This window comes from Phormidium tenue FACHB-1050, from assembly GCF_014696925.1.
Taxonomy (GTDB): Bacteria; Cyanobacteriota; Cyanobacteriia; order Pseudanabaenales; family Pseudanabaenaceae; genus Pseudanabaena.
Window position 1 is genome coordinate 178792 of record NZ_JACJQY010000005.1, and the last position, 21785, is coordinate 200576.

Sequence of the window (21785 nt, forward strand, 5' to 3'; positions counted from 1 at the left end):
AATATTTTAAGTTGGAACCAGTTCCCCAGGGCGTAATTTCATCCATTTTCCCAACTCTTGTGTAAAACTCTCACAACCGACCACATCCCATTCCATTTGAATGTCTTCAGACTCAGTACGGATATTGACATTAATCGTTGGTGAGGTTGCTTCAAAGTCTGGATGATTTGTCAAATGTGGTTGCAGATGTAGTGATTCAACAGAGTGATAGGTGGTGCAGCGATCGACATAGGTGCAATTGATGCAGATGCACATGGCAGTTATACCTAATTCATGGGGCTATCTTAACAAAAAAGCCAAAAGATGAGTGGCGGCACTGCGTGCCGCCACTCATCTTTTGGCTTTTTTGAAAGCAATGTTTTGACAGCAATATGTTGTTTTCATCTCTGACAGCGATTACCAATCCAACCACAAGAAATAATTTAAAAGGGTTGCAAAGCAACCCTTTTAAATTATTTCTTGGTTTGGGTTTGGGCGCAAATCGCTGGATGGTGCTGAAAACAACATATCGGTTTGCTATACAATACCTACTAGCAGTTATAAATCCTTAATAATTTGTTGCATTAAACATTATGGCTCTGAAGAAAGGCACACTCGTTCGCGCTATTCGTGAAAAATTAGAAAATAGCCCTGAGGCAATGGCAAATGATACTCGCTGGTCTTCTTACCTATTTGAAACATGGGGAGAAGTATTGGAGTTTCGTGGTGATTATGTCCAAATTAAATTTGGTAAAGTGCCAACCCCTGCAATCTGGCTACACAAGGATCAACTAGAAGAACAAGCTGCTTAATCATTTACAGCGCTTTGCGCTCAAACCCAAAAGATCCTTTGAGACTGTCGCTTCGCAACAGTCTCAAAGGATCTTTTGTAGTTCATTTTATCGGTAATTTAGCAATCCTAAATAGGTTATGAGAGTGCGCCCCGAAGGGGTGCACTCTCATAACCCTCCAAATCTTACAAATCATTTAGGATCGCTATTGCTGTAAGAATATATTTAAAAAACATGACAATTATTTTGACCAATGACGATGGCATTGATGCTGAAGGGATTTGGTCTTTGCAGCAAGCTACAGAACTGGTATTTGGAACTAAAGGGGCGATCGCTGCACCAATCCGAGAATATTCAGGATGCGGACATCAAGTCACTACCCATGCACCGATCGCAATTTCTCAACGTGACGAACATGCCTATGCCATTGATGGTTCTCCTGCGGACTGTGTAAGGGTGGCGATCGCGCATTTGTACAGCGATGTGAAACTGGTACTATCGGGCATCAATCATGGCGGTAATATGGGCGTGGATGTCTATATGTCGGGGACAGTAGCAGCAGTGCGCGAAGCAGCTTTTCATAATGTTCCTGCGATCGCTATTTCCCATTATCGCGATCGGCGCAGAGAGTTTGACTGGAATTGGGCAGCCGAGACTTCTGCTAGGGTAATTAAGCAACTGTTAGAAATTCAACTTCCACCGCAGTCCTATTGGAATGTGAATTTGCCGCATTTAGAAGTTGAAGATTTGGGCAAGAGTCCTGAGATTGTATTTTGCGAAAAGTCGAGTCAGCCATTGCCATTGGGGTTTAAAGTCGATGGCGATCGCGTAACTTATGCAGGTCGTTACAATCTTCGCGATCGCGCTCCCAATACCGATGTTGATGTCTGCTTCTCTGGCAAAATTTCTGTCACCCAAATGGGTGTTTAGCTATGTTTCCCCGCCAAAGGAGGGGAAACATAGCTAAACAACTCGCTTTCTTGAAAAACGCTATATTTTATAAAACAGATAAATATGGTTATATCCCTTGTTTTAAGTTACAAATTAACAGAGTAATTTAGATTTTCAAGAATATGAACACAAAACTTGTCGAGTCAATTATCCAGATTGTTTTGTCCTTTAACAAAGAAGAACAGGACTATTTTACAGAAAGATTATTTCATTCCTTGTCTGAACCATCCACCCATGAATTAACACTTATGGCTCAAAATGGTAAATCTTTGGACTTTCTAGATGATGAGCCAGACTTATATACCCTTGCAGATGGAGAGCCAGTCTCGTGAATAAGGGAGATATCGTTTTAGTCCCATTCCCCTTTACAGATCTAAGTCAAACAAAACTGCGCCCTGCGATCGTTTTATGGGCTGATTCAAGAAATAATGATGTAACACTATGTTTCATATCTTCACAAGGTGTTGAGAATCTGAATGAAGGAGAATTTAGACTTAATCCAACCGATGAAGAATTTCAAGGTACAGGTTTAAAAGTTGCTTCTAAGGTAAGAGTTACGAGAATTGCGACAATCGAGCGAGGGCTGATTGCCAGACGATTAGGAAAACTAGGCAATCGACAAACTCAACAGTTGAATTTAGCTTTAATTAATGCATTTAAGCTTTGAAAATGATTTGGTAAGTTGGCTGGGTGGATAGATTTTTTGAGCGATCGCCCTTGGCGGAAAATGGGAAGAATCGCTAAGCGATTCTTCCCATTTTTCTCTATTTACCCCTTAACACAGACAATCTGCTTCAAAGTCGCAACTACTTCTACTAGATCAGATTGCTGATTCATCACTTGCTCAATTGGTTTATAAGCCGCAGGAATCTCATCAATGATGCCAGTATCCTTGCGACACTCAATGCCCTGAGTCTGCTGAATTAAGTCATCTAAAGTGAATTGATCCTTCGCCTTACTCCGCGATAGCAAACGCCCAGCCCCGTGAGAACAGGAGCAATAACTTTCGGCATTACTTTTTCCTTTGACAATGAAAGACTTCGCTCCCATTGATCCAGGAATAATTCCGTAGTCCTCAGTTCTTGCCCTTACTGCACCTTTGCGAGTGACATAGACATGTTCTCCAAAATGAGTTTCTTTTTCTGCATAGTTATGATGACAGTTTACAGTTAGTAAAGGCTTCACAGGCTTACCGCCGCTAGCAAACTTCTCGATGATCTTCTTAAATCTTGCCATCATGACATCGCGATTGAAACGTGCATATTCCTGCGCCCATTGCAAATCTCGCCAATAAGCTGCGAATTCAGAAGTACCCGCAATAAAATAAGCAAGATCCTTATCAGGCAAAGAATTTTCCGCTAACCGTGCGAGATTTTTGGCTGTATCGATATGTCTTTGAGCCAGCATATTGCCAATATTTCGAGAACCAGAATGAAGCATCAGCCACACTTGATTATCTGTATCTATGCAAACCTCTATGAAGTGATTACCTCCACCTAGAGAACCCATTTGCTTCATCGCTTTACCTTCCAGATGTTGAACTCCTGAATGTAATTCGCGGAATTCTCGCCATCCTTGCCAATTTAGCACTGGTTTTTCAACTTCCTTATTGTCATTAAAACCTACGGGGATTGCAGTTTCTATTTCTAAACGAATTTGCTTAAGCTTACCTTCTAGTTGTTCATAAAGAAATGGAGTCTTAATTGCTGCCATGCCACAGCCAATGTCTACGCCTACCGCCGCAGGTACGATCGCTTCTTTAGTGGCAATCACAGAACCAACGAGAGCGCCCTTACCGAGATGTACGTCAGGCATGAGGGCTACATGCTTAAACACAAATGGCAAGGATGCAACATTTTTTGCCATTTTGGTTTCTTCATAACCTAGATCATGATCAGCCCAAGACAAGACAGGCTTGGGTGTTGAGATATTTAACTGTTGATAAGGCATAGTCTTAATTTCATATTGTAGTATGCATACTACAATATGAAACATAATCTCGCAATAGCATTAATCCCAAAAGTTCAGGGCAGCGCAAAGCGCAGCCCTGAACAAAGAAAGAGATGTTGCTTAGCAACATCTCTTTCTTCAGGATTAAATTTAATGCCAACTAAACTGATTTAGCATCAACTTCAGAAAAGGTTTTGTAGCATTTTTCTGCGTCATAGATATGGCAGCGATCGCCTATATCCTTCATCAATTCCCAAGAAAACTTAGTTTTGTACAGATACTGTCCCCAATTCTCATCAAGAGACTTGTGCGCTAGACGCAAGTTATACGAAGGAATACCTGTCGAAACATGGTGAGGTACATGCACATTAATATCGTGACATAGCCATTCTACCCAAGCAGGATAGTCGCAATGGACAGTTCCTGTTAGCTGATCGGTGGCAGCGTGCCATTTATCCTTATCTTTAAACTGGATATCTGGCATCGTGTGGTGAACAATCGTGAATGTACTCATCCAAAAGTGATAAACCAACCAAGGCATCAAAAAGAAATTGATGAATCCTAAGAAACCTGTGGTGTAAATCAAAACTGGAAAAGCGATCGCTGCAAAAGCGATAACCAAACGATAGGAAAACTTAACTTGATCACGCTGACGCTCAGGATAAAGACTGGCATCAAAATGTAAGTTTGCCCAGTGAATAATTGAACCTATCCACCAAAATCGAGTACGGATTAGGCGATATACCCCAGAAATCAAACCTTTACCTTCTTCATATTCTTCAACGGTGAAAGGATACCAAGCATTGTCCTCGCCCATCTTATTGGTATGTAGATGATGGTGATCATGCTTGAAGCGCCAACCGTGAAAAGGGAAAATTAATGGCAAGAAAGCAATATGTCCTACAAGATCATTAATCCAAATTTTATTGGAGAAGGAACGATGTCCGCAGTCATGACCAATTACGAACCAGCCTGTGAGAGCCGTACCTGTAAAGATCCAAGCAAAGGGTAACAAATACCAAGGAGAAAAAGCAATGCTGGCATAACCAAGCGCGGCGGTCGTTAAGGAAAATAAAACACTCAACCAAGCTCTGAGAGGTTTTTTCTCAAAGTATTCAGAAGGGATAGTTTTAATAATGTCGCGGAGGGTCGTCTCAGGGGTAAGAGTGTGTGAGGAATTTTGTATGGCAACCACTACTGAGCACTCCCTACTGTGGTCAGGCGTTGACGGCTCAAGCTTTGTAATTGCTGGAAAAGAACATCGATATCAGATTGCAATTCCGCCAGTTCGGCTTGAACTTCTTCGGAATATAACTTTTTAGCGGTTACGTTCAATGTAGAAATCTCTTTTGTTAGGGCTTCAGTTTGTTTGCTCATACTTCCTTTAAAACGCTTTTAAAACGTCGCGGTCACACCACAAAAATATTTATGCCTCAGATTTTAGCTTATGTCATGTGTATTTTTGTATACCCATAAACATATCTAATGAGTAATTATACGGATTAGAATTTGATTAACTGTCACTTAGCACACAGACAATGGTCTTAATCTCATTGTTCCCTCGCCCCAAAGTTAAGACTGCAAGTTGACCTATTTATTAGTATTTCGTGCCAAGAGGTGTATCAGCAAAGAGGATGGGGGCGATCGCGGCGGCTGATCCGAGCCGATCATCGGCATATTCTTCGAGGCTATAGTACTGATCCATGCGATCGCATAGTCCTTCTGGACTCAGGCTCTGAATATTATGGCTAATGATATAGCTTTGAGCCGCAGAGCCGCGAAAGGCGGCAAAGGCTTCTTCACAATAGGCTTGCTTAGAATCTTGGGAAGCCGCCATCCAGTCAGAGCCATGCATATTACCACTGAGAATTGGTTGACCATGGGCGGGGATCACAGGACGACGTTCGGCAGCGATCGCTTGATAGGGTGAGGTCAAAAGGGTAAGGAGCAGGACTATAACTAAAACAAGTCTTGAAAGAACATGAAAATTAAAAATTTGAATCATAATTTACTCGAAGTCTAGCTAAAAAGTCGTTAAGGTTTGATAACATTTCCTGATTAATCGCACTTAACATATCAAAATAGTAAGCGTAATATTATCGAATAGGTTGTATTGTCTGATCTCTGGGGATTCTTTAGCTTCTTGATAAATCCTCCTCCCTGATTATTTCGTTAAACTCATGTTGTTTACGATACAGAAAAAATTCACCTCTCCTAGTTCATCAAATTTACTAAATTTTCTAGCCCGCCAAATGTCCGAACACTATCTAAATCATCCTACTTTTGGCTTGCTATCTCGCTTATGTAGGGTAGATGAGTTTCGTAGTTTGTTTACCACTCTCTACGCACAAAGGTTGTTTTTCCTAATTACTACTGGTCCTGATGGCGTTCAATTTGAGCCTGTCTCACGAGCAGATGCCAAACTCATGGTCGAAAACCAAATGCGATCACTGCGTCGTGGTGGATCTGATACTGATCAAAAAAATCTCCAACACATATATAAGCGAACTTTTTCCCAATGACCTCGCGTATTTCTCTCAAGGCTGCGGCAAAAATTAATCTCTATCTCGAGATCACGGGGAATCGTGCTGATGGTTACCACGATCTAGTGATGATTTTGCAGAGTATCGATCTATGCGATCGCGTTGATATTCGTAAAATCGGTACAGATGAAATTCAAATCCTTTGTACTAACCCTGAAGTACCTTGCGATCGCTCCAATCTGGCTTACAAAGCTGCTGCTTTGATGCAAAGCCTCTACCCAGAGATTGGGGGCATGGAGATTGCGATCGACAAGAAAATTCCGATGGGGGCTGGTTTAGCTGGTGGTTCAGCTAATGCCGCCGCAGTTTTTGTGGGGATTGATCGCCTTTGGGATTTGGGACTCACCCAGTCGCAGATTTGTGATTTTGCGGCTCAGTTAGGTTCTGATATTCCCTTCTGTGTTTCTGGTGGCACGGCTTTAGCCACAGGTCGTGGTGAAGTGCTTTCACCTTTGCCCGATCTCACAGATTTAGTCTTAGTAATTTGCAAGCCCCGCCAAATTGCGATCGCGACTGCATGGGCTTATCAAACTTTCCGAAAGCTGGAGTTGCTCGCCACGAGTCAAGTCAAAAATCAAAATCTCTCTAGTCAAATCGTGGCAGCAATTGCTTCTGGTGGTGAGTCTGCACCTCATAAAATTGGGCGCTTACTGTACAACGATCTCGAACGAGTAGTATTGCCTCAGTATCCTGCAATTGCTGAACTAAAAAATAAATTGCTAGATCAAGAATGTCTTGGTGCAATGATGTCTGGTTCAGGATCAACAGTATTTGCGATTGCGCCCGATCTAGATCGTGCTCAGCAAATTGCTGAGGCTGTAAGAACCGATGACATTGATGTATGGGTAGTAAAGAGCTTAGTTAGATCAATCTTTGATGCTTGATCACAGACAAGGGGCTTAACATATTTGTGGCGCAGCTTCGCCGCGCCACAAATAATCGGTTCTTTATTCTAATCGCTGGTATCTTGCAAGAGATCGCGATCTAATAACTCAATCTGTGAACCATTGATCGTAATTAATCCTTCACTACTAAGACGGTAAAAAGCTCTAGATAGAGTCGCAGGAATCGTTCCTAAAGTTGCGGCTAATTGAGTTTTGGTGACATCCAGAGTTATGACATTAGCTCCACTTTCGCGATCGCTCAAATCCAATAAGTAGGACGCTAATCTTTGTGGCACATCTTTGCAAGAGAGTTCTTCGACCATATGCGCGAGTTTGCGTGAGTGATTTGCAATACTCATCAACATATTGATTGCGATCGCAGGATATTGGTGCAGTAAATCGAGAAAGGGAAGTCGAGGGAAGAAAATTAATTCTGTGTATTCCAAAGCGATCGCTGAGGCAGGGAAAGCTTTGCCATCGAGGGCGGGAACTTCTGCAAAGTAATCTTGCACATTCAGCAAATGTAAGATGTGTTCTTTGCCATTAGCAGCCATTTTAAAAACCTTAACTCGTCCTGTGTAGACTATGAAAAATCCTGTTGCTTCACTATCTTGAAGGAAAATTGCTTCGCCTTTATCAAACTTTTGCAGTTGAGCAATTTGAGCTAAAGGAATGATTTGCTCTGGCGATAATCCTCGAAAAATTAGAATCGTCTGCAACCAATGGCTCAAGTCTAATTTGTTTAACATTTTCCTCAATGCGATCGTTGCGTTCAACAACTATACTTCCAATCCAAAGATCACAGATTTGTATAGCAGTTTTCAAACGAGCATAAGCTCATTTGAAAGCTCAACCCAAAACCTCACTCAGTAGATTTTCAGTGTTTCTACTCTCTTGTCAGCCCTAGACTTCTACCAGCGCAAAAATTCTTTCCACATATAGCAATAAAAGGTTAGGACATACTTTTTTAGATGCTTTTTTTTGCTTTGTTAATACGCGATATGCAACTACTCCCTTCCCACCGAAGAAATAGACATGTAAAACCAAGAAATAGCGTTGCGGCGCGAAGCGCCGCAACGTCTATTCTTTCACTGAGAAGGGAGTAACAAGTCTGAAAGCCTTGTTTTTTCGTGCTGCACTAGTGAGTAGTTTGAATTTTTGATAGCCTAAACAACCTCAGAGTAATATCTCAAAAATATTTACACATCGCGTTTTGTTCTGCTATTGTTATGGAAAGATTTTTGTTCTGCATTATTTAGCAAATTCGGGGGGGTCTCGATTTTGCTTATCCGACGACATAAAATTAAGACAAAATTAAAACCCAATGCAGATCTACGATGCGAAGCACTGTAGCTCTACATTCATCCAGGAAGCAAAAGTTCTTTCCAAATTCTATTGCCAAACTATAACCTCAAAATATGAGCATTAAAGATTCTTTTCGTGGCTTCCCAACTATTGCGATCGCTCTTTTCTTCAGCCCCATGCTTTTTGATCTTCCCGCCCAAGCCTTTTCTAGGCAAGACTTCGACAAACTATTGATGACCAATGCCTGTACAAAGTGCGATTTGTCAGGAGCTGATCTATCTAACAAAGATCTGTATGGTAGTTATCTCCAGGAAGCAAATCTATCTGGTGCAAATCTATCTGGTACTTTACTTAATGAAGCCAAGGTTACAGGCGCGAATTTGAGTAACGCCAATCTCTCTGGGGCAGTCCTCTTGGGAGTTGACCTCTCTGGCTCAAATCTGACAGGAGCGAATCTCTCTAAAGCAAATCTCTCTAATGGGACGTTAAGTAAGGCTGATTTTACAAAAGCAAACCTGAGCAATAGCGATTTAACATTTGCGGTCGCAGCAGATGCCATTTTTTCTAATGCGATCATGACTAGTGCCGACCTCAAATTTGCTGTGTTTTTGAGATCGAATTTATCGAATGTAGATTTTTCTAACTCCGCGATGAGCAAAAGTAGATTGTCAGGTGCAATTCTGACAGGTGCTAAGTTTGTAGGTGCAGTTCTAACTAATGCACGTATGCCAGATGACACTGTTTATAATGGTAGCGTGTCTCAATTTGGAGCTTCCAAGTAAGTTCTAAAGCTTTATTCTGGTTTGATGATTTTCAAAACCTTTACGCAGAAATCTGGGGGGACTTGTCAATTAAATTGCGAGAACGTAAAAGTTACTCAATTCAAGTTTTTTTGACTCAACAAAAGTCTGGATTTAGTCTAAGTCATCAACTTCAGAAATAGTTTCAATCTATAGTAATGTAAGGTTTGCTTAGGACATAAAAACCAGATAAGAGAAGGCGGCACTTCGTGCCGCCTTCTCTTATCTGGTTTTTGATTTGTTCTAGCTATTTCTTACATTGCTATATAGAGATAGGACAAATCAATGCCCCAATAAATGAAGGTGTGGTGCGAAGCACCACACCTTCATTTATTGGGGCTTTATATCCTAAGTAAAACTGACATTGCCATAACATCAGTTAAGAATTTTTTAAGTTTGTTTTGACTTAAGTCAAAGACTTCTCAGGTGATGTTCTCCTATGCTATCGACAATAGATTAGATAAACAGAAATTGCATATGACAACATTATTTGAAAAGCTTGGTGGTGCAGCAGCAGTTGATGTAGCCGTCGATCGCTTCTACGAAAGAGTATTACAAGATGATCGCATCAAACACTTTTTTGAGAATACCGATATGCAGAAGCAAAGGACGCATCAGAAAGCCTTTCTCACCTATGCCTTTGGTGGTACTGACAAATATGACGGGCGTTATATGCGCGAAGCTCACAAGGAGTTGGTAGAAAAGCAGGGCTTAAACGGTACTCACTTTGATGCGGTTGCTGAGGATTTGATGATTACTCTCAAAGAGATGGGAGTTGCTGATGAACTATTGGCCGAGGTAGCAGCAGTAGCTGCGGCTCCTCAGCACAAGAAAGATGTCGTGAACGGCTAAGTATTTTGTCGAAAGTGCTGCTTTACAGCACTTTTGATGTAGAAAAAACAGGACACTAAAATATGGCAACTTTTCAAATCAGCGATACCGTAGGCGAAATCGTTCGCGATCGCCCTTCTCTTTCGCGACTGTTTGAACAAGCCAAAGTTGACTATTGCTGTGGCAGCAAGAAAACGCTGGATGAGGCATGAAGAAAAGATTTTATTCCCGATGATCCGTCAGTTAGAATCTAGCGCCGCCGTTCCCTCTTTCCATTGCGGCACGATCGCTAATCCTGTACATCAAATGGAATTTGAACATGATGAAGCTGGCGTTGCCCTCGGTCAGCTACGTCAACTCACTGATAATTACACTCCACCTGAATGGGCTTGTAACGCCTATCGCGCCATGCTTGATAGTTTGCTGAACTTTGAGCAGGATATGCACCAGCATATTCATAAGGAAAATAATGTGCTTTTTCCTAAAGCGATCGCTCTAGAGAAAATCAAAGCAAGTCAAAGCTAATCAGAATTATGCGATCGCTATATCCATAAAACCTAGACCAAGGCAGGTTGCGCCTGTAAATCACAAAATGTTATTTAAAATTTTAGTTGTTTTGCATATCTTAGGAGCCACTGTCTGGACAGGTGGGCATCTGGTATTAGCCGCAACTGTGCTACCTCAAGCTCTCAAACATCGCGATCCTGATCGCATTCATCAATTTGAAGAACATTTTGAAGGGTTTGGACTGACAGCCCTTTTGTTACAGGTAACCACAGGGCTGTGGCTTACATGGACTTATTTCCCAAGTTTCCAGAACTTCTTCTCTTTTGATTCATATCTCTCTACTTACATTGGCATCAAGTTATTACTATTGTTAGGAACGATAGCACTGGCGATTCATGCCCGCTTTTTTATCATTCCTAATCTCACTAAAGAAACTTTGAACTCCTTGGCTTATCACATTATTGGAGTCACAACCCTAGCCGTTTTGTTTGCGATTTTAGGTGCAGGGATTCGCCTTGGCGGCTTTGCATAAAAAAGAAGGGGCGCATAGCGCCCCTTCTTTTTAGATTTAGAGAAGCTCTTTCAGCTTCTCTTGATATTCTTCAGGTGTGATACTTCCTGCTTTTAGTTCCTCATTGAGCAAATGTACTTGAGGCTCGATCGCTTTTTTCTTAGCGGCAATTTCTTCAGCTTTAGTTTTGTAGATCGCTTCACCCTCTTTCTTCGCTTTTTTAAAGGCTTGACGAATGCTAAAAGCATCCATCTCACCACCCGAAGCAAAGTATTCATTGGCAACCTTACCCAACGCCCATGTACTGGCATAGGCTGTAGTTGCGCCAACGACCATGCCGAACACAGGAACTAGCTTAGCTAGGTTACTCACAGCGATTCTAGTGCCAGTGATCCCCAAGCTGCCAAAGATAGCTTTGCGGAAATCATCACGGTTGCGGTCATAGCCCCAGCTTTGCCCGATCGCTTGGGCGAGATCAAGTTGATTCCAGTAGATCAACATATCAAAGGCGATCGCAATCCCTGGGATCGGGAATGCACCTAAAACAGCATTTAAAAAACAGGCATCGGTAGTAGCATTCTCGACCTCAGCCGCACGCTTATCAGGATCGTCGATTTGACGTACCTGCTCCGAAATTGAAGATTTGGTAGAGCGACGCTCTAGGGTCTCTAGCCACTCTTGTTTGCCCCAAAGCTTAGAACTAGTAAAAGTTTTACCAATTTTATCTAGTAGTTCTTTTTCTTCCGAACTACATTCACCATCAATATTTGCCATCGCATAGGCTGACTGATAAACCATCTCCTGTGCGATTTCGCTGGTAATTTGGGTCAGTAATTCATCAATTGGCGCATCTTCTTCATTCAAGAGGCGATCGACGGTAACACCTTCGGGCAGATGAATTTCTTCAAAAGTATCGGCAAGACTGGCAAACTCTTCTTCGAGCAGTTTGCCGTCGGCTTTTGCCATGCTTACCAAAACTTTAAAGCTTGCCAAAACTTCTTGCTGATTGACTACGGACATCGGATGCTTGCTCCTTTCCAGAAATTATCATTGATGGTAACAGCGATCGCTATCTAAGTTTGTATAAAGCTAATCTCAAACTCAAAATCCACAATAGGAAAATTACAGCGCTTTGTCCTCAAATCCGCACAAGAGTTTTTTAAAACTGATGTTACTTGGAAGGAATCCCTATAATGGCATAGGTTTGCTGCTTGCCCTATGGCACAGCCCCTAAGGAAACCTTTGGATTTTTGGATAATCCCCCCTGTGGTTGCCATTCTTGGCTAGCTTTCAAAAAATTCTTGTATGTTTGCTAGGCGTATATTTGTAGTTATTTCGTTATTGACTATAGATACATTTCATAATAATCTAATTAAAGATTTAGGCTAGTAGGATTTTACTTTCATCACAAATATAGCAAAGCAAGTTTTGCTTTTGTCCTAACACAATCGACGGCTGCTATAGCAAGCACTTGAGTGAGGAGCTTTAGTGCATTGGTATTAGTTCAACCCCAAATAGTTTTTTATTGCTCAGCACTAACGTCTCTTGGAGCGAATATTAACATAAGATAAGATTTGATACAGCGTCTTCACAACTGCTAACTTCAACTAAGAACTATGATTGTCGCAATTCCAGAACCATTTAAAACTGTGGTGACCTTTGCTCACCCACTTCTGATGCTCTTAACTCTATTTTTGGCACTTTATGCAGGATATGTTGGCTGGCAATATCGCAGGATTCGCAGCACTGAAGGGGAAGAGAAAAAAGCCTTAATATCCAAACGTTACAATATCCTGCATCACAAACTTGGATCAGCTTTTTTGGTGTTAATGGTAGCAGGTGCTGTCGGCGGTATGGCTGTCACTTACAACGATAGTGGCAAACTATTTGTGGGTGGACATCTGCTAGCAGGTTTGGGTTTAGCATTTTTAGCTGCATTGTCGGCGGCGCTTGCACCATTATTGCAACAGGGCAAAGAATGGGCGCGAGTTACACATATCACTGTAAATACGGCTTTGATAGGTGTTTTTGCTTGGCAAACTTTCACAGGTTGGCAAATCGTGCAGAGAATTTTAGAAAAAATGTTCAAAGTTTCCTAATAAAAAAGGGCGCGAAGCGCCCTTTTTTATTTGATAGGACTTACGCAAAATAACCCAACGTAGGGGCAATTCATGAATTGCCCCTACTATAAAATGCGAGTTTCAAGGCATTTTTGCGTAAGTTCTATTGATTAACGATAGTTTGTAAATTGTAGAGCGAGGGGAAAGTCTTCTGTCTTTACAAGTTGGATGATTTCTTGAAGTTCATCTTTTGATTTGGAAGTAACTCGCAAGGCATCACCTTGAATGGAAGCCTGAGCTTTAGGAAAATTATCACGGATGGTTTTCGAGAGTTTCTTGGCTTGCTCTTGCTCAATTCCGCGCTTCAGCTTAATCTTTTGAACTACGCGATTACCGCTAGCAGATTCCACTTCGCCGTAGTCAAAGATTTTTAGAGACAAACCACGCTTAATCGCCTTAGATTGCATCACATCAATCACAGAGGTAAGCGTCATTTCACTATTTGTGTTAATGGTTATTGATTCTTTCTCAAGTTCAACTTCTGTCTTAGTGCTTTTTAAGTCATAGCGACTAACAATTTCACGACGAGTTTGATCGATCGCATTGACAAGTTCTTGATGATCAAAATCGCTAACCACATCGAAAGAATAACTGGAAGCCATAGATTTATTTTAGATTTTATTTGTTTCTAAATGCAGAATGTATCTCATCCTACCAAAAAACTAATATAGCTATAGCCATCTGTATCAGGACAAATCAAAACCCAAATAGTGTGAAGTGGCGCGAAGCGCCACTTCACACTATTTGGGTTTTATGTCCTAACAAGACTGACTACAGCTATGAGTAGCTGGGCATAATTAAACCCCAAAAACCTGTGGCGCACACTGTGCGTGCGCCACAGGTTATTCCCAAAGCCGTTTGCCTTCTTCTCCTTGCAAGCGATCATGGGTATCACGCAAAAGCTTGGGAATATCTAATTGCTCTGGACATCGGGGCAAGCAATCACCACAGTCCGTACAACGAATTGCTTTACGACCTGGGAACCAATGTCCTGCATTTTCAAACATTTTGTAGCGATATTTGCCAAATTCCACCATATCAAAACTGACTGCTAAATTCCTGAGCCTCAGCACTTCAGGAATATTGATTTCTTCAGGGCAAGGTAAGCATTCATAACATTGAGAACAGCGATCGCCTTCGAGGATGGTATAGCGACGATTGATGCAATCAAGAACAGCTTGTTCTAATTCGGACATTGGCTGATCATTATCCCATGCGTCTTGATGCGAGTCGATTTCGGCAGGATTAGCTGCACCAAGGCTAAGGGTATGTACACGGGGATCACTTAGCAGAAAGCGATCGCACATATATAGAGCCGTGAAGGGATAGCTCACACCTGCTAATTCTTCGGAGGGAGCATATAGCATTCCACCTTTATCCGATGGCGAGATGATAAATACGCCCATGTCTTTTTCATGGGCTAGTTGTACCGCAGGGGCATTGCGTTGATTGAAGTAGTAATAATGTAGATTAATTGACTCGAACAAATCGGTGTTGATCGTATCGAGAATTACGTTAAGGGGCGCATGGGTAGAGAAGCCTACATGACCAATCATCTTTTGATCAACAGCTTCTCTGACTGCTTTCATACAGCCATGAGGGTTGGTTACTAAGTCGAGATGTTCTTGTAAGTTAATGCCATGTATGTCGAAGTTATCAACATAGTCCACATTCATCTTTTTGAGGGACTGCTCGATTTGGCGACGCATGGAGTCTGCATCTTTAGTTGGCGATATTTTGGTAGTTAGATAAAAGCGATCGCGTTGTTGGCTAAGTCCATTTCGCATCGCTTTGCCGATAAATTCTTCGCTCTTGCCATAGCCTTGAGCTGTTTCAATATGATTGATGCCAACTTCTAATGCTCTGGCGATCGTTTTGTGGGCATTGTCCGCTGATTCCATGTAGCGCATTGCTCCCAATGAAAAGACTGACAGGAGCATCTCAGTTTTGCCAAAACGACGGTAGCGCATAGTTGATCTAATAAATATGATTTATTTTAGTACATAGTTAAGAAGGCAATGGCAAGGAGTAATTTCAATTAGCAATTCTCATTACGAAACCGATTTTGGTGTTTCCAGCGCCTTCGGCGCTGGAAACACCAAAATCGGTTTTTTGAAAGCCCGCCAACGGCGGGCTTTTAAAAAACCGATTTTTATAATGAGAATTGTTGAACCACAATAATTTTTTGAAAGTGTTGCTTTGCAACACTTTCAAAAAATTATTGTGGTTCGTTTGCTCGGAAATTGCTGTAAATGAGTCCTGAGAAGCTGAAGCTTATAAGAAGGGGCTTTAAGCCCCTTCTTACCTTTTTTACAAATGATTCAGAATTACTATATATAGCTATAGCCACCTGTATCAGGACAAATCAAAACCCAAATAGTGTGAGGCGGCGCGAAGCGCCGCCTCACACTATTTGGGTTTTATGTCTTAACAAGAATGACGACAGCTATATAATTAAGGCGATTCCTGAATTTTGACTTGGAGCGATCGCCCATGACTGCCTCACCACAGCAGTATTTGCGCCTTGATCTTGAGATAGCAGTTCCCTATAGCGTTGTCCTTGATGGATTGGATGCTTGGTTTGAATGGGATCTGATATCTGAAGTGGATTTTAAATGGCGCAATAGTCGCAGTTCGGCAAATCGTTTAACGGTTGTGGCGATTCAAAATGATTTGATTCTTCAAGGGCTAGATCTTTGGTTAGAGTTAGGATTAATCAAAGAGAAATCAGTAAAACTAATTTGTGAGACTCGCTTTGTTTGCGACATTAAGGCAAATGTTACAAACAAAACGATCGCTAGTAGAGATTTACCAATTGCGGAACCAAAGCGCCAACCTGCCAATATTTCGGGTTCGCGATTACCGCGATCGCCTATTGAGCAGATACCGATAAAACCCAAAGCACCTCAAGAACCTAGTAAAGTCGCGCAAACGGTGCGATCGCTACTATCAGAATTCAGCACCATGTGGTTGCTATTTTTGGGCGTGTTTTTGGTGGTGGTTTCATCGGGATTACTAGCGGCTAGTCAATGGGATAATTTTTCGCCCCAAATCCAGTATTTGTTGTTGTTGGCTTATACGCTGGGATTTTTTGGTGTGAGTTTCTGGACGAGCAAGAATGAACGTCTGCGAATGACCACTCGCGCTTTGCAATTAGTGACATTGCTCCTAGTCCCCGCTAATTTCTGGGCGATGGATGGTTTAGGGTTACTCAAAAATCCTGTGGGAATGGGAATTAGTGTGATCGCAGGTTGTTTACTTTCAGCGATCGCCGTTTTTCTATTACAAACATCCTTTACATTTCGCGAAACTCAAGCTTTATCTGAGGACGCATCCACTAATCAAAAGAAAAAAAGCACCAAAAGACAACTTAGCCAAATCTCAGTTTTAGTGATTTTGTTACTGGGTTGGCTACATCTGGGTTGGTTTCTATCCCCATACTATCCATTAATTGCTGTCTATTTGGGCATCAGTGGGATTGCAATTTCAACTTTTCTAAATCGTCGTCAAAGCTTAAATACTGCCGACAGTTCGACATTTCCCCTTGCGCTGATTACGGGTGCTTATAGTACAGTCTTGTTGATTAGTCGGGCGCTTTTATTTGGGAATGTTTCTGTTTTTAAATTAGGTTTAGCTTTTGGGGTTTGTGGCTGGGTTCTAGTGCAAATTACGAACAAAGCAGAAAAGTTGCGATCGCCTTCTGAAGCCTCAAATTTAACTACCTCAAATCCATCCAATCTGTCATTTCAGGCGAATTTAGGCAAAGTTTTGCTAGGTTTAGGTTGGCTAGTGTCAGTTTGGGATCAATATCCTTGGCAAACCTTGACGATTAGTTTATTAATTGCATGGATACTCAGCGATCGCCTGATCAAACTAGAGCAAACCATTGATTTAACCTATTTATTTTTGTGGGGCTTGCAAACTCTTTGGTTAGGTCAAAGGCTAATTCCTGCTGCTTGGAAAGAAACTTCCGTACAACAATTAATAGCATTCTTCCAAACTCAATCTGAAATTAATTTGATTGGCATTTGCCTATTTCCCTATCTGATTATGACTTTGATTGTCGCCGCAATTTATCGCGATCGCCAAAAGTTGCATCTAGCCAATACTGCGGAATTACTTGCTCTCGGATTTGGTGTGTTGCTGACTATTCTGAGTTTTGGTTATCCGCTACCGATATTTGTCAACCTATCGCTTTCAGCCGTCACGCTCTTAATAGTCCAAGCAAGGCGATCGCCTGTTAGTAAAGATCTGCATAGTCTAGTTTATTTCGCCCATATCGTTAGTCTCAGTGCAATTATCTCAGGGATTTTCTTCTTCACTCGTTCCACTGAGATATTTGCATGGGTTGGCTTTCTACTGGTCACAATGGTGATTGAATGGAGTGCAGTTTTAGTGATTGGAAAGTTTAGCCCTCACGCCCAGCCCCTCTCCCAAGTGGCGAAGGGAGAAAGAAATCAAGTCCAGATTCACTCTGCAAGTGAATCTCCTGAAAACATCTTGCCCCCCTCTTCCTCTGGGAGAGGGGCTGGGGGTGAGGGCATTCTACCCACTGAGAGATTGTCTAAGGGCAATCTCCATCTACAAGCATGGCGCGATAGCGCATGGCATATTGGCGCAAGTTTAGCCGCCCTTAGCTATATCTTGCTCTGGAATGCTCCATTTTCAGGACAAGGTGATAACAGAGAATTACTATTTTTAACCAGTTCTTGGGGTGTGGCTTGGTTAAGCGTACCTTTGTCTTTAACCTTTTTAGGAACTTGGCGCGAATTTGCCGATCGCGATTTGGCAATCAGATTGAGCATTGCAGGACTCGCGATCGCCCAGTTCTTAACATGGCAAGGTGATGGCTCGCGTTTGATTGGTTTAGGTGTTGCCTTTGCCCTGATGCTAGTGAATACACGCCGCAGCAAATCGCTCCTCACCGCTTTTAATACCGTCGGTTATGGTCTATTATTTATCGCCTTTTTACTGTGGCAATTCAAATCTAATGATGGCTCAACAGCCCAGTTTATCTTCTGGACTAATGGCATGGTTTTCAGTGCCATTTTGCTATATGTTCTCAATCATTGGCTCAAATATCGCCGCGATCGCCAAGTTCCTAATCTCAATTTATCCTTAAATCAATCCTATTCACAAGCCTTTGATATTTGGTCAGCTTTAATTTCGGCGGCAGTTCTGATTTTACAAACCTATTTAGCTGTTCTTGTTTTTGGCTTCAATGGTGATGACCAACTATTTATAAATCTGCTGCCTAGTACAATTTTGGTCACCCTAGGACTGATTTATCGAATCTGGCAATCCACAGCGAAAGTTCCTTTTTGGGCAGAATGGGGAGTTGCATGGAGTGTGGAACTGCTAACCTCAGGGGCGATCGCAGTTACTAATGGCTCGGCACTTGAACTAGCGATCGCCAATATTGCCTTGGGCTTTATCACCCAACTAGGTGGAGATTGGTGGATGCAACGCTCAGGTAAAAATGAATATCCTCGCAGTTGGGATGTCATTCCCTTGATTTACGGTGTGATGGGTTCGCTATTGAGAATCGGCAACTTTAGCAGTCTTACAGGTTTATTCTCGCTGAGTACATCCCTCATCGGTATTGGTATCGGGCGCAGAGCTTCTCAATCCAATCCTATGTTCAAAGCACTTACCTATTTGTCAATGGTAGTAGCGACTTTTTCCGCCTATGAGTTACTTTTCTATCAAATGGTGTCCCGTTCTCAAGGTGGTAGCCTTGGCGATGGCTTGGTGATTCTCGCGACCTTAGGTTGTGCGATCGCCTATGCCTACAAACTCTTTGTCAACGGGATTGCGCCATATTTAAGACTTTCTATCCGAGAGATTGGTATTTCAGCTCATTTACATTGGGCTGCTAGCGCTATCTTTTTGTTATGGGGAAGCTTCTTGAATCCATCGGTTACGGGTGGTTTACTTGGTGGAGGGATTGGAACTGCGCTAACAGTCTATGCGATCGCCGAGGGGAAGAGATCCCCCCTAGCCCCCCTTGTAAAGGGGGGAATAGATTCAGGTTCCTTTATAAAGCGGGGAATAGATCAAGTCCCCCTTTATAAGGGGGATTTAGGGGGATCAGATCTCTGGGTTTATACAGGGATAACTACCGCGATTGGCGCGATCGCCTATTTTATTTACTTTGCCTTCCCTAATCCTTGGTTGATTGCGAACTTCATTCAGCCCTATGCGGCGGCGATCGCCTGTATCGTGACAACAATGCTCTATCTGCCAGATTGGGAAGAATGGGGCTGGGCAGAACGTCCTTGGCATAACTCTGCTTTTCTATTGCCGTTGATCTTTATATTTATGACCCAACAGGCGATCTCCACACCTTGCCTGATCATCGTTGGTGTTTTCTACGCCATCTATGCCAAAGTTCAAGACCAAATCCGTGCTACCTACATCACGGTGTTTCTATGGAATTGGGCAGTTTTCCATTATGTCTCTTTAATTGGATCGCCCAGTTTCGATATCAATACGATGATCCATGTGGCGGCGATTGGCTTCTCTGGACTATATTTTGCTCAAGTCGAACCCAACCTGCGATCGCCTAATACTAAAGCCCTCCGCCATGCCTTTCGAGTTCTCTTAAGCGGTGGCATGGGGCTAGTTGCCTTTCTTTATTCCTTTTCTAATACTACGATTGCGCTCTCAACTTGGGGCTTGAGTGCTGCCTTTATCATGGCAGGACTAGCTTTTCGGGTCAGAGCCTATCTCTTTATGGGAACGTTCACGTTTATTTTGTTGGTAATCACCCAAGCGGTTCTTTTAGTGACTCAATATTCTTTCTTAATGTGGGCGCTTGGTATTATCGCAGGGATTGGATTCATTCTGGTTGCTGCTAATTTTGAAGTCAGACGCGATCGCATTTTGGCATTGTTTCGCAATGTGGCGATCGAGTTGGAAGCTTGGGAGTAAGTGAATTTAGTAGAGATCGCCTATTCTTACAAATTTTCCTTGAGTTAAACCTCACGGTAGATCAGGTGTTTAAATCAAGTTTTTACAATAAATCTTCCCAATTAAAATTAAATTCAGGGAAAGTATTCATCGCTAAAGTATCACCCTGTTCATAGCGCTGCATTCGCTTATAGCCCGATGAAGAAGGCTGTGTATAGCCTTCAATAATTTGTTGATTTACATCAAATAACCACATTTCAGGAATACCATTGACAGCATATAGAGGCATCTTCACATCACGGTCATAGGCAATCGTGCTGTCGGCAACTTCGATAATCAACAAAATATCCTCTGGTGTTGGCAAAGCGCTAGCATAAAAATCATCGCGCCATTTGAGTATGGCAAGATCTGGTTGAGGCTCTGAATAATTTCTAAGGATAATGGGATTTTGCGTCCAGATAAATGCCCGATCACCCAATTTTACTTGAAACAATCTTGCTGTTTTTGCCACACAAACCGCGTGTTTGATGCCAATCGGGGACATTTCTCTAATTTCTCCATTAATTAACTCGTAGCGATCACCGACCGTAAAAACACCTGCTTCGTGCATGAGGTGATATTGCTGCACTGTAAATTTATGGATATTGCTGGTAAAACTTGGTGTCACTATTTGGGCTGTCATCGTATTTCACCTAAATTTTGGGGCAAAGCACAATATGTAATTCGCACATTTCAATTATGGCAAATATAGCGATCGCTTGAAATCACTTGAATATGTGGTGAAAGGCTAGTCTGGTATTTTTGCGGAAGCGCAAGCCAAAGGAGAAAGCTAATGATGATGAGGAGATCGCATCATTGGCGATAAGTCAGGATGCCAGAACGCTGATTAGTGGCAGTTGGTATGAGACGCTCAAATGTTGGAATATCACCACGGGGCAATGAATCCGTCCTTACGAAGGCATGATTATTGATGGCGTAGCAAATCTAACTGAAGCGCAGTTCGCAACATTAAAGGCTTTGGGTGCAAATGCATGAGCATCTATTGGACTATATATATCAATTTTCGTAATTGCGTCTTGCTTTGTTAGCTTCATTGCGGAGAGCATCAAGGCGTTTTTCGATTAATGTACGCGATCGCCCCTTAGACGCATCACTGAGCATAATCTTCAGCGCACTACCCAAACTCTTGTACGCCGCAGGCAAAGGATAACCATTCCGCACCGCCAGACGAATAGCGCCTTGGTCAGCCTCGATCAAATTACGAATATCTTTCTTACTAGTCCCCTTGCGCCATAGCTGAAACCCAGCCACACCACAAATACCGAGCGCAAGCACAAATAGCAACCCATTTTGAACCCAAAGCTCTCCAACTGCACCACCTAAGCCGATCGCTAGCGCCGCTACTTCCCAGCCATCCTTTGGCACTGCATCATTTTGAATACGTGCGACCTCATGCCAATACAGGAGATTGCGCTGATCCTCAGCCATCCGTTCCCAGCGCACCATATCGACTAAAATTACCACCTCATCGCCACCAGCTTCTTCACAAGCAATTAGTGGCGGACGGACACCATCGGCGTTAAGTACTTTTACCCAAGCCTGTAACTCTGGGGGTAGCAAGTCTTGCAAACGACGGATTTCAGTTCGAGCAAAGGTATTTCGGAGGGAGGAAGAAGTTGGAGATGGCATGAATCTTCGTCA

The 21785-nt window shown here is 42.4% G+C and carries 24 protein-coding genes; 13 read left to right on the forward strand and 11 right to left on the reverse strand.

Annotated features, from left to right (window positions below; translation table 11 throughout):
• Positions 1-6: 6 nt before the first annotated feature.
• A complete protein-coding gene (locus tag H6G05_RS05370; RefSeq protein ID WP_190576980.1) occupies positions 7-255 on the reverse strand; it encodes a Ycf34 family protein in 249 nt (82 codons plus the stop codon).
• Positions 256-572: 317 nt separating this feature from the next.
• On the opposite strand from H6G05_RS05370, the gene ndhO reads away from it, so the two are divergent.
• The 4 genes from ndhO to H6G05_RS05390 all read left to right on the forward strand — a co-directional run bounded on the left by ndhO (position 573) and on the right by H6G05_RS05390 (position 2388).
• Positions 573-791 (forward strand): NAD(P)H-quinone oxidoreductase subunit O, encoded by a 219-nt coding sequence (gene ndhO / locus H6G05_RS05375; RefSeq protein ID WP_094532423.1) that lies wholly within the window; start codon positions 573-575, stop codon positions 789-791.
• A gap of 213 nt (positions 792-1004) precedes the next feature.
• Positions 1005-1700 (forward strand): 5'/3'-nucleotidase SurE, encoded by a 696-nt coding sequence (surE, locus tag H6G05_RS05380; protein WP_190576982.1) that lies wholly within the window; start codon positions 1005-1007, stop codon positions 1698-1700.
• 143 nt (positions 1701-1843) lie between these two features.
• Entirely contained in the window at positions 1844-2053 is a 210-nt protein-coding gene (locus H6G05_RS05385) for a hypothetical protein (RefSeq protein ID WP_190576984.1), read from the forward strand.
• Positions 2050-2388 (forward strand): type II toxin-antitoxin system PemK/MazF family toxin, encoded by a 339-nt coding sequence (locus tag H6G05_RS05390; RefSeq protein ID WP_190576986.1) that lies wholly within the window; start codon positions 2050-2052, stop codon positions 2386-2388. Before H6G05_RS05385 ends, H6G05_RS05390 begins: the two co-directional genes overlap by 4 nt.
• Before the next feature lie 101 nt (positions 2389-2489).
• Here the strand turns inward: H6G05_RS05390 and H6G05_RS05395 are convergent, their stop codons facing one another.
• From H6G05_RS05395 to H6G05_RS05410, 4 genes are all read right to left on the reverse strand, one after another.
• Positions 2490-3671, reverse strand: coding sequence for an RtcB family protein (locus tag H6G05_RS05395; RefSeq protein ID WP_190576988.1), 1182 nt, complete (start codon positions 3669-3671; stop codon positions 2490-2492).
• A gap of 160 nt (positions 3672-3831) precedes the next feature.
• Positions 3832-4866, reverse strand: a complete 1035-nt coding sequence (locus tag H6G05_RS05400) for a fatty acid desaturase (RefSeq protein WP_190576990.1) — start codon at positions 4864-4866, stop codon at positions 3832-3834.
• The gene (locus H6G05_RS05405) at positions 4866-5048 is read right to left on the reverse strand and encodes a hypothetical protein (RefSeq protein WP_190576992.1); all 183 of its coding nucleotides are present in this window, start codon (positions 5046-5048) and stop codon (positions 4866-4868) included. The genes H6G05_RS05400 and H6G05_RS05405 overlap by 1 nt, the downstream gene beginning before the upstream one ends.
• Positions 5049-5268: 220 nt before the next feature.
• Entirely contained in the window at positions 5269-5676 is a 408-nt protein-coding gene (locus H6G05_RS05410; protein WP_190576994.1) for a hypothetical protein, read from the reverse strand.
• 247 nt (positions 5677-5923) lie between these two features.
• Between H6G05_RS05410 and pipX the strand changes: the two genes are divergently transcribed.
• Together pipX and ispE are read left to right on the forward strand one after the other, a co-directional pair.
• A complete protein-coding gene (pipX, locus tag H6G05_RS05415) occupies positions 5924-6193 on the forward strand; it encodes a transcriptional coactivator PipX (RefSeq protein WP_190576996.1) in 270 nt (89 codons plus the stop codon).
• Positions 6190-7098 carry a 4-(cytidine 5'-diphospho)-2-C-methyl-D-erythritol kinase gene (gene ispE / locus H6G05_RS05420; RefSeq protein ID WP_190576997.1) on the forward strand — a complete coding sequence of 303 codons (909 nt, stop codon included), beginning with the start codon at positions 6190-6192 and terminating at the stop codon, positions 7096-7098. Before pipX ends, ispE begins: the two co-directional genes overlap by 4 nt.
• Before the next feature lie 68 nt (positions 7099-7166).
• Here the strand turns inward: ispE and H6G05_RS05425 are convergent, their stop codons facing one another.
• A complete protein-coding gene (locus tag H6G05_RS05425; RefSeq protein ID WP_190576998.1) occupies positions 7167-7847 on the reverse strand; it encodes a Crp/Fnr family transcriptional regulator in 681 nt (226 codons plus the stop codon).
• 669 nt (positions 7848-8516) lie between these two features.
• Here H6G05_RS05425 and H6G05_RS05430 point away from each other — a divergent pair.
• The 5 genes from H6G05_RS05430 to H6G05_RS05445 all read left to right on the forward strand — a co-directional run bounded on the left by H6G05_RS05430 (position 8517) and on the right by H6G05_RS05445 (position 11073).
• The gene (locus H6G05_RS05430; RefSeq protein WP_190576999.1) at positions 8517-9185 is read left to right on the forward strand and encodes a pentapeptide repeat-containing protein; all 669 of its coding nucleotides are present in this window, start codon (positions 8517-8519) and stop codon (positions 9183-9185) included.
• Between the two features lie 495 nt (positions 9186-9680).
• Positions 9681-10055: a group I truncated hemoglobin gene (locus H6G05_RS05435; protein WP_190577000.1), complete on the forward strand. Its 375-nt coding sequence runs from the start codon at positions 9681-9683 to the stop codon at positions 10053-10055.
• A 62-nt stretch (positions 10056-10117) separates the two neighbouring features.
• Positions 10118-10246, forward strand: a complete 129-nt coding sequence (locus tag H6G05_RS25255) for a DUF542 domain-containing protein (protein ID WP_242025264.1) — start codon at positions 10118-10120, stop codon at positions 10244-10246.
• Entirely contained in the window at positions 10236-10559 is a 324-nt protein-coding gene (locus H6G05_RS05440) for a hemerythrin domain-containing protein (protein WP_242025266.1), read from the forward strand. The genes H6G05_RS25255 and H6G05_RS05440 overlap by 11 nt, the downstream gene beginning before the upstream one ends.
• A 67-nt stretch (positions 10560-10626) precedes the next feature.
• Positions 10627-11073, forward strand: coding sequence for a CopD family protein (locus H6G05_RS05445; protein WP_190577001.1), 447 nt, complete (start codon positions 10627-10629; stop codon positions 11071-11073).
• Between the two features lie 36 nt (positions 11074-11109).
• Here H6G05_RS05445 and H6G05_RS05450 read toward each other — a convergent pair whose 3' ends face one another.
• Positions 11110-12072 (reverse strand): hypothetical protein, encoded by a 963-nt coding sequence (locus H6G05_RS05450; RefSeq protein ID WP_190577002.1) that lies wholly within the window; start codon positions 12070-12072, stop codon positions 11110-11112.
• A gap of 596 nt (positions 12073-12668) precedes the next feature.
• Here H6G05_RS05450 and H6G05_RS05455 point away from each other — a divergent pair.
• Entirely contained in the window at positions 12669-13151 is a 483-nt protein-coding gene (locus H6G05_RS05455) for a DUF4079 domain-containing protein (RefSeq protein WP_190577003.1), read from the forward strand.
• Between the two features lie 131 nt (positions 13152-13282).
• Here H6G05_RS05455 and H6G05_RS05460 read toward each other — a convergent pair whose 3' ends face one another.
• Together H6G05_RS05460 and H6G05_RS05465 are read right to left on the reverse strand one after the other, a co-directional pair.
• Positions 13283-13774, reverse strand: coding sequence for a YajQ family cyclic di-GMP-binding protein (locus H6G05_RS05460; RefSeq protein ID WP_190577005.1), 492 nt, complete (start codon positions 13772-13774; stop codon positions 13283-13285).
• Between the two features lie 240 nt (positions 13775-14014).
• Positions 14015-15142: an aldo/keto reductase gene (locus tag H6G05_RS05465; protein ID WP_190577007.1), complete on the reverse strand. Its 1128-nt coding sequence runs from the start codon at positions 15140-15142 to the stop codon at positions 14015-14017.
• Positions 15143-15665: 523 nt separating this feature from the next.
• On the opposite strand from H6G05_RS05465, the gene H6G05_RS05470 reads away from it, so the two are divergent.
• Positions 15666-20105, forward strand: coding sequence for a hypothetical protein (locus H6G05_RS05470; protein ID WP_190577009.1), 4440 nt, complete (start codon positions 15666-15668; stop codon positions 20103-20105).
• Between the two features lie 82 nt (positions 20106-20187).
• On the opposite strand, the gene H6G05_RS05475 is transcribed toward H6G05_RS05470, so the two are convergent.
• Entirely contained in the window at positions 20188-20766 is a 579-nt protein-coding gene (locus H6G05_RS05475) for a Uma2 family endonuclease (RefSeq protein ID WP_190577010.1), read from the reverse strand.
• A 374-nt stretch (positions 20767-21140) separates the two neighbouring features.
• Positions 21141-21773, reverse strand: coding sequence for a DUF3318 domain-containing protein (locus H6G05_RS05480; RefSeq protein WP_094532588.1), 633 nt, complete (start codon positions 21771-21773; stop codon positions 21141-21143).
• Positions 21774-21785 lie beyond the last annotated feature (12 nt).

Coding starts and splice junctions, on each gene's coding strand:
- pipX (WP_190576996.1), top strand. CDS start 5,924: ATGTCCGAACACTATCTAAATCATCCTACTTTTGGCTTGCTATCTCGC.
- H6G05_RS05385 (WP_190576984.1), top strand. CDS start 1,844: ATGAACACAAAACTTGTCGAGTCAATTATCCAGATTGTTTTGTCCTTT.
- ndhO (WP_094532423.1), top strand. CDS start 573: ATGGCTCTGAAGAAAGGCACACTCGTTCGCGCTATTCGTGAAAAATTA.
- H6G05_RS05460 (WP_190577005.1), bottom strand. CDS start 13,774: ATGGCTTCCAGTTATTCTTTCGATGTGGTTAGCGATTTTGATCATCAA.
- H6G05_RS05465 (WP_190577007.1), bottom strand. CDS start 15,142: ATGCGCTACCGTCGTTTTGGCAAAACTGAGATGCTCCTGTCAGTCTTT.
- H6G05_RS05440 (WP_242025266.1), top strand. CDS start 10,236: ATGAGGCATGAAGAAAAGATTTTATTCCCGATGATCCGTCAGTTAGAA.
- H6G05_RS05395 (WP_190576988.1), bottom strand. CDS start 3,671: ATGCCTTATCAACAGTTAAATATCTCAACACCCAAGCCTGTCTTGTCT.
- surE (WP_190576982.1), top strand. CDS start 1,005: ATGACAATTATTTTGACCAATGACGATGGCATTGATGCTGAAGGGATT.
- H6G05_RS05470 (WP_190577009.1), top strand. CDS start 15,666: ATGACTGCCTCACCACAGCAGTATTTGCGCCTTGATCTTGAGATAGCA.
- H6G05_RS05475 (WP_190577010.1), bottom strand. CDS start 20,766: ATGACAGCCCAAATAGTGACACCAAGTTTTACCAGCAATATCCATAAA.
- H6G05_RS05425 (WP_190576998.1), bottom strand. CDS start 7,847: ATGTTAAACAAATTAGACTTGAGCCATTGGTTGCAGACGATTCTAATT.
- H6G05_RS05435 (WP_190577000.1), top strand. CDS start 9,681: ATGACAACATTATTTGAAAAGCTTGGTGGTGCAGCAGCAGTTGATGTA.
- H6G05_RS05370 (WP_190576980.1), bottom strand. CDS start 255: ATGTGCATCTGCATCAATTGCACCTATGTCGATCGCTGCACCACCTAT.
- H6G05_RS05405 (WP_190576992.1), bottom strand. CDS start 5,048: ATGAGCAAACAAACTGAAGCCCTAACAAAAGAGATTTCTACATTGAAC.
- H6G05_RS05480 (WP_094532588.1), bottom strand. CDS start 21,773: ATGCCATCTCCAACTTCTTCCTCCCTCCGAAATACCTTTGCTCGAACT.
- H6G05_RS05445 (WP_190577001.1), top strand. CDS start 10,627: ATGTTATTTAAAATTTTAGTTGTTTTGCATATCTTAGGAGCCACTGTC.
- H6G05_RS25255 (WP_242025264.1), top strand. CDS start 10,118: ATGGCAACTTTTCAAATCAGCGATACCGTAGGCGAAATCGTTCGCGAT.
- H6G05_RS05430 (WP_190576999.1), top strand. CDS start 8,517: ATGAGCATTAAAGATTCTTTTCGTGGCTTCCCAACTATTGCGATCGCT.
- ispE (WP_190576997.1), top strand. CDS start 6,190: ATGACCTCGCGTATTTCTCTCAAGGCTGCGGCAAAAATTAATCTCTAT.
- H6G05_RS05410 (WP_190576994.1), bottom strand. CDS start 5,676: ATGATTCAAATTTTTAATTTTCATGTTCTTTCAAGACTTGTTTTAGTT.
- H6G05_RS05455 (WP_190577003.1), top strand. CDS start 12,669: ATGATTGTCGCAATTCCAGAACCATTTAAAACTGTGGTGACCTTTGCT.
- H6G05_RS05450 (WP_190577002.1), bottom strand. CDS start 12,072: ATGTCCGTAGTCAATCAGCAAGAAGTTTTGGCAAGCTTTAAAGTTTTG.